The organism is Streptomyces spongiae (assembly GCF_009377185.1).
GTDB lineage: Bacteria > Actinomycetota > Actinomycetes > Streptomycetales > Streptomycetaceae > Streptomyces > Streptomyces spongiae.
The window spans coordinates 1-5,624 of record NZ_VJZC01000623.1 but is presented as its reverse complement, the minus strand read 5'-3'; the positions used below and the strand labels follow the sequence as shown (position 1 = coordinate 5,624).

The 5,624-nt window shown below is 72.3% G+C and carries 2 protein-coding genes; both read right to left on the bottom strand.

The window, feature by feature from the left end; all coding sequences use genetic code 11:
* Positions 1-1,150 (bottom strand): ABC transporter ATP-binding protein (locus FNH08_RS43145; protein ID WP_228034726.1); only part of this gene is annotated, 1,150 nt, incomplete at its 3' end.
* A gap of 128 nt (positions 1,151-1,278) precedes the next feature.
* On the bottom strand, positions 1,279-5,622 hold the full coding sequence (locus tag FNH08_RS43140; protein WP_265579844.1) for a type I polyketide synthase: 4,344 nt from the start codon (positions 5,620-5,622) through the stop codon (positions 1,279-1,281).
* Between the last annotated feature and the right edge of the window lie 2 nt (positions 5,623-5,624).

The window sequence follows — 5,624 nt, the reverse complement described above, 5'->3', positions numbered from 1 at the left end:
GCCCGGCAGGGGCATGCGGTGTGCTCGTGGGTGCCACGGCATCGGGTGCGGCCGAGGAGGCAGCGACGGTGGCGAACTGCTCGACGCCGGGGCGTGGTTCAGGCGGGTCCGAGGGCTCGGGCTCAGCCGGGTCGGTGGCCTCGGGCGTCGGCTCTGTCTCGGCCGGCTTCTCCTGTACACCGACCGGGGTGGGCTCAAGGCTGAGGTAGACGTCCTCCAGAGTGGGACGGGCGAAGCGGAAGTCGTCGACGCGGGTCACGCCCACGTCGGTGACCAGGACCTCCAGTAGGGCCTGGATCCGGTCGGGCGGCGCCGTGAGGAGGTAGCTGCCGCTGCGGTCGCCGGGCGTGACGACACCGATCCGGCCGAGCCTCGCTGTCTCCTCGTCGGTGAAACTGCCGCCGTCGCGGACGAACAGCTCCAACCGTGCCTGAGCGCCGGTCTGCTCCTTCAGTTCGCCGGGCGTGCCCATGGCGGTGATACGGCCGTCGTGCATGACGGCGACACGGTGAACGGCCTTCTCCGCCTCAAGCACGTTGTGGGTCACGAGGACGACGGTCGTGCCCTCCTCGGTGGCTTTGCGTTGCACGATGCCCCAGATCAACCGCCTGTTGTGCGGGTCGAGTTCGTTGGTGGGCTCGTCGAGGACGATGAGCTCGGGGCGGCCCATCAGGGTCATGCCGAAGTTCACCAGCCGCATCAAGCCGCCACTGAGCCGTTCCACCTGCCGGTCCGCATAGGGGCCGAGGCCGAGCTCCTCGATCAGCTCGTCGGTCTGGCGCCGGGCGTCCGCCTCGCTCTGGCCGCGCAACCGCCCCGTGTAGTGCAGGGCCCGGCGGGCCTCGATCAGCCGCATCGACAGGCCGCGTTGCGGCAGGAAGCCGACGGTGGACTTCACCAGCTCGGGGTGGCGCACCACGTCGATGCCGTTGACGGTGACGGAGCCGGACGTGGGGCGCACCAGCCCCAGCATCTGCAGGACGAGCGTCGTCTTGCCGGCGCCGTTGGCTCCGAACAGGCCGAACACCTGCCCTCGCGGCACGCTGAGCGTCAACCCGTCGTTGGCCCTGATGAGTTCGCCGCCCCGCCCGCGATAGGCGCGCACGAGATCACGCACCTCGACGGCCGGACCATCGTCCGTCTTGACCATGCCCACGTCTCATCGCCTCTTCGGCTCAGGGACCCGGCCCTCGCCGCTGGTCCGCCGTTCGTGTACCGGTTCACCCACGCTAGGCGCGGCGCGGCCGGGGACGTCAGTGGAACCTCTCCACCCCTCGGTCATCCGTTGCCGAGTTCGTCGTCGAGGAAAGCGAACATCTCGTCGTCCGACAGGTTGTCCACGTCGAGCTCCTCCGCCTCCTCGGGGTCGTTCGCGGCCTGCTCCGGTGCCGTCCCGGCCGAGGTGGCGAGGGCGGACCAGCGCGAGCGCAGGACGTCGAGTCGTCCCGCGATCTGCCGGTGCCCCGCACCGTCGGCGGCAGTCTGCGGCAGTGCCGCGATCAACCGCTCGACACGTTCGAGGGCGGCCAGCAGGCCGTCGGCTCCGGTCCGCTCCCCCTCGGGGGCGAGCAGCGTGTACAGGTGCCGGGCGACGGCCTCCGGATTCGGGTGGTCGAGGGCAAGCGTGGCCGGCAGCCGCAGGCCCGTCGCGGTGCTCAGCGCGTTGCGCAGTTCCACGGACATCAGCGAGTCGAAGCCGAGGTCGCGGAAGGCCCGGGCCGATTCGACCTCGGTCGTGCCGCCGGGCCGGTGGGCGAGCACGCGGGCGGCCCGGTCGCGCACCAACTCCAGTACGGCCGCACGCCCCTCGGTCTCGTCCAGCGTCGCGAGCCGTGCCACGAGCCCCGGATCGGTGGACCGGGCCGCCGACCGTCGCACCGGGACCAGGCCGCGCAGCAGCGCGGGCACGTCGTCACGGGCGCGCAGCGCCGCCGCGTCGATCCGCACCGGCAGCAGCACGGGGTCGGCGGCGGAGACGGCCCGGTCGAACAGGGCGAGGCCCTCGTCGGTGCTGAGCGGCGGGAAGCCGGCCGCGCGCATCCGCTCGACATCGCGTGCGGTGAGCGCGCCGGCCATGCCGTCGGGCTGCCGCCACGGTCCCCAGGCCAGCGAGCGGGCCGGCAGGCCGAGCCGGTGACGGTGCCGCACGAGCGCGTCGAGGAACGCGTTCGCGGCGGCGTACGCGCCCTGGCCGGCGTTCCCGAAGGTGCCGGCGGCCGAGGAGAAGACCGTGAACGAGCGAACGTCCGGCAGCAGTTCGTGCAGATGCCAGGCGGCGTCGGCCTTGGGGCGCAGGACGGCGGCGACGCGCCCGGGCGTGAGATGCGCGGCGGTGCCGTCGTCGAGGACGCCCGCCGCGTGCACGACATGGCCGACGCGCCGTCCGGCCAGGACGGCGGCGAGCGCGTCCCGGTCCGCGACGTCGCAGGCCACCGCCTCGACGCGGGCCCCCTGCCCGGTCAGCTCGGCGACGAGGTCCGTGGCCCGCGGGGCGTCGGCGCCGCGCCGGGACACCAGGAGCAGGTCCCGCACGCCGTGCCTGGCGACCAGGTGCCGGGCGAGGACGGCACCGAGGCCACCGGTGCCGCCGGTGATGAGCACGGTTTCCCCGTCGTCGAAAGGCACCTCCACCGTCGGCAGGCCTTCGCCGGGGTCGGCGGTCACACGCTCCAGCCGCGGCACCAGCACCTCGCCGTCCATCAAGGCTGCTTCGGGCTCCATGACACTCAAGGCGCGGGCCAGGCCGGACGGTTCGCCGGGCACGTCGAGCAGGGTGATGCGGCCGGGGTGCTCGCTCTGCGCCGAGCGCAGCAGTCCCCAGGCAGCGGCGGCACCCGGCTCCGACCCGGTGGTGGCCCCACGGACCACGACCACGAGCCGTGCCCCGGCGAACCGTTCGTCGGCCGACCAGGTCCGGGCGAGGGACAGTGCCGCGCCTGCGTGCGCGTGGGCGGATGCGGCCGGGTCGGCTCCGGATTCCCCCAGCGGGGCCAGCACCAGGCGGTGACGTTCGGCGACGGCGGCGAGTCCGTCGTACGGCACCGCCTTGACGCCGGCCGCGGCCAGTTCCCCGGCGAGATCCTCGGGCAGGTCTCCGAGTACGGCGATCTCGGCGGGCGCCGCCACGGCCGGGGAGTCTCCGACTGGTGTCCACGCGGTCCGCAGCAGCGTATCCGGAGCGACGGCGGACCCGGCACCGGTCACCTGGCCGTCGTCGACGGGCCGTACGGTCAGTCCGCCGACGGTGAGGACGGCCCCGCCCTCGGTGTCCGCGACCGCGATGTGCACGGTCCGTTCCCCTGTGGGCACCAGCCGGGCGCGCGCCGTGCGGGCACCCGAGGCGAAGAGGGCCACGTCCTCCCACGAAAACGGCAGCGCCGTACCCTCGTCGCCGCCCGCACCCGTGAAGCCCGCCGCGTGCAGCACCGCGTCGAGGAGGGCCGGGTGGATGCCGTAGCCGTCGGCCGCCGTGTCCGGGTCCAGGGACACCTCGGCGAACACCTCGTCGCCCCGCCGCCAGGCGTGTCGCAGAACGCGGAAGGAGGGCCCGTAGTCGAATCCGGCGTCCGCCAGCATGTCGTAATGGGCGTCGAGTTCGATCGGGTCGGCGCCCTGCGGGGGCCACATGTCCACGCCGAAGCCCCGATCCACGGCAGCGGTATGGGTCAGCGTGCCGTGCGCGTACGCGGTCCACGGCCCGTCGGTGCCGTCCCGCTCGGGCCGGCCGTGCATGGTGAAGGTGCGCCGCCCCTCGTCGTCGGCACCGCCGATCCGCAGCTGCAGCCTGACGCCGCCTGTGTCGGGCAGCACGAGCGGTGCGACCGTGGTCAGTTCCTCGATGCGTCCCGCTCCGAGTTCGTCGCCGGCTCGGATCACCAGCTCGACCAGCGCCGCACCCGGCACCAGAGCCCGGCCGAGCACGGTGTGATCGGCGAGCCAGGGCTGCGCCTGCTGCGAGAGCAGGCCGGTGAACACCGCGCCGTCACCGTCCGCGAGCATCATCGCCGCGCCGAGCATGGGATGCCCTGCCGGCACGAGCCCGGCGGAACGCACGCCGCCGGCGCCCGGGCCCGTCGGCTCGGGCCAGAAGCGCTGCCGCTGGAAGGGGTAGGTTGGCACGTCGACGAGGCGGGCGCCGGTCCCGCCGAAGTACGCAGGCCAGTCGACGAAGACGCCGTGCACGAAGAGTTGCCCGAGTGCGACGGCCAACGCCTCTTCCTCGGACTGGTTCTTGCGCAGGCTCGCGGTCGCGAGAGCTGTCTCGGGGGCGGCCTGCTCGATGAGGGCGGTGAGGGTGCCGTCGGGCCCGATCTCCAGGAAGCGCGTGACGCCCTGCTCGGTCAAGGTGTGGATGCCATCGGCGAAGCAGACGGTCTCACGGACATGACGGACCCAGTAGTCCGCCGAATCGGGAGCGACGAGGCGCCCGGTGAGGTTGGAGACGAGCGGGATGGACGGCTCGTTACAGCGCAGACCCGAGATCGCCGCAGCGAACTCGTCGAGCATCGGGTCCATCAGCGGTGAGTGGAAGGCATGCGAGACCCGCAGCCGGGTGGTACGCCGGCCCGGCAGGGCGGCGGCGACCGCCAGAACAGCCTCCTCCATGCCGGAGAGGACGACCGAGGAGGGCCCGTTGACCGCCGCCAGGGACACACCCTCCGTGAGATACGGGGTGACCTCGTCCTCGCCGGCGTCCACCGCCAGCATCAGCCCGCCCTCGGGCAGCGCCTGCATCAACCGCGCCCGCGCCGACACCAGCACACACGCATCCGCCAGCGACAACACACCCGCCACATGAGCAGCCGCGACCTCACCCACCGAATGCCCCGCCACGAAGTCCGCCCGCACACCCAGTGACTCCACCAGCCGGAACAACGCCACCTCAACAGCGAACAACGCCGGCTGCGTGAACTCCGTACGGTTCAGGATGCTTTCGTCATCGCCCCACATGACGTCGCGGAGGGCGGGGTCGAGTTCAGCCAGAACCTCATCCAGAGCCCGGGCGAACACCGGGAAACGGCCATACAACTCACGGCCCATCCCCACACGCTGAGCACCCTGACCGGAGAACACCAACGCCAGCGACCCACCAGCCGCCACACCCCTCGCCGCCTCAGCAACACCTCCCGACGAAGCCAGCAACACCGCCCGATACGCGAAGGAAGCCCGACCGGCCGCCAGCGTGTAGGCCACATCCACCGACGGCTCGCACGGCTGGAGTTCCCGGATCCGCTCGTCCAATGCCTCCTTCGAGCGTGCCGACACCACGAGGGGGACGACGCGTCCGCTGTCGTCGGCAAGGGGCTCTTGCTCCGGTCCGGCTTCGAGGATGACGTGTGCGTTGGTACCACTGAGACCGAAGGAGGACACGGCGGCGCGGCGCGGGCGGTCACCGTCCGGCCACGCCACCGGCTCCCGCACCAACTCCACCGCACCCGCCGACCAGTCCACATGCGACGACGGAACATCCACATGCAACGTCCCCGGCACCACACCATGCCGCATCGCCAGCACACTCTTGATCACACCAGCCACACCCGCAGCAGCCTGCGTATGCCCCAGATTCGACTTCACCGACCCCAACAACAACGGCCGCTCACGACCCTGCCCATACGTCGCCAGCA